The sequence below is a fragment of the Peribacillus sp. P4_D6 genome, assembly GCF_056401795.1.
The window spans coordinates 1-1,600 of record NZ_JBFUIQ010000313.1 but is presented as its reverse complement, the minus strand read 5'-3'; the positions used below and the strand labels follow the sequence as shown (position 1 = coordinate 1,600).

General features: G+C 39.3%; 1 protein-coding gene and 1 pseudogene. Both read right to left on the bottom strand.

The window, feature by feature from the left end:
• Nucleotides 1-727: 727 nt before the first annotated feature.
• On the bottom strand, nt 728-1,336 hold the full coding sequence (gene sodA / locus AC1DVB_RS27105) for a superoxide dismutase SodA (protein ID WP_034308436.1): 609 nt from the start codon (nt 1,334-1,336) through the stop codon (nt 728-730).
• 143 nt (nt 1,337-1,479) lie between these two features.
• Nucleotides 1,480-1,600: pseudogene (locus AC1DVB_RS27100) on the bottom strand (DUF456 domain-containing protein); the annotation flags it as partial.

Below are 1,600 nucleotides of genomic sequence, written 5' to 3'. Positions count from 1 at the left end.
GCCCTTATACTGTTTTCCTTAAAGCTCTCTCAAATAAAATTAAGAACAGTATAAAGAAAACTCTTCGATTGGCGAAGACAGAGAAGCAGTTGCCCTTATACTGTTTTCCTTCTGAACTTGAACAGTAACAGTATAAAGAAAACTCTTCGATTGGGAGACGAAGGGGATGTTCATGAATTTGGGGTGTTCACTCGTGAATTCAGACTTTTACTCGTGTATTTCGAGTTTTCACTCATGAATTGGGGTGTTTACTCGTAAATCGATGCTTTTATTCGTGAATTTTGAGCTTTTACTCAGGAATTGGAGTGTTACTCGTGAATTTCGGGCTTTTACTCGTGTATTTCGAGTTTTCACTCATGAATTGGGGTGTTTAATCGTGAATCGATGCTTTTATTCGTGAATTTTGAGCTTTTACTCAGGAATTGGAGTGTTACTCGTGAATTTTGGGCTTTTACTCGTGAGTTTTGGGCTTTTACTCGTAAATTTCGGGCTTTTACTCGTGAGTTTTGGGCATTTACTCGTGAATTTGAAGATTTTACTCGTGAATTTATGCGTTCTCGTAAATTCGGAGCTTTTACTTGTGAATTTCTTTCATTTCTTTTGGGCGAAACAAGCAATACGAGTTGCCTTTATTTGTTTTTCTTTAATATTCCGGTTCGGATAAAAGAAACCAAAAAAAGACGGGATTCCTTTTTACAAAAGGAATCCCGTCTTTTTTAATTATAAATTATTTTGCAGCGCTGTAACGTTTTGCAACTTCATCCCAGTTTACAACATTCCAGAAAGAATTGATGTATTCAGGACGGCGGTTTTGGTAGTTCAAGTAGTAAGCATGCTCCCAAACGTCCAATCCAAGTAGCGGTGTTTTACCTTCTGATAATGGATTGTCTTGGTTAGGTGTACTTGTTACTTCCAACTCGCCATTGTTGACTGCAAGCCAAGCCCAGCCAGATCCGAAACGAGTAGTAGCCGCTTTAGCGAACTCTTCTTTAAAGCTGTCAAAGCTTCCGAATTTTGAAGTGATGGCATCCGCTAATTCACCAGTTGGTTGTCCGCCGCCGTTAGGTGAAAGGATTTCCCAGAATAAAGTGTGGTTAGCGTGTCCGCCACCATTGTTGCGTACAGCTGTACGAACAGCTTCAGGTACTGCGTCAAGGTTAGCGACGATTTCTTCTACGCTTTTGCTTAGAAGTTCTTGGTTGCCTTCAAGCGCATTGTTCAGGTTTGTCACATATGTGTTGTGATGTTTAGTGTGGTGAATGTTCATTGTTTCTTTGTCGATGTGTGGTTCTAATGCATCATATGCATACGGTAATTGTGGAAGTTCAAAAGCCATAATAAAATTCCTCCCTATGTAAGCTGTTTTTTTGAGGGCTTCAGTTCTCGAAAGATACCTAAAGCTCGCTAGCAATAGAGTATCAAATTTTTGTAACCGTTTCAAACCATATGCCTCAATTTTTCATTTTTCGATTATTTTTCCTATGAGAATACCACGAATATAAAATATCCTATCATCAGAAGCTGGATGATGCCTTTTGTGATTACGCTGCTTATAAAGCCTACAACGGAACCTAGGCCGATTTTGGAAGCAGTAACAGGG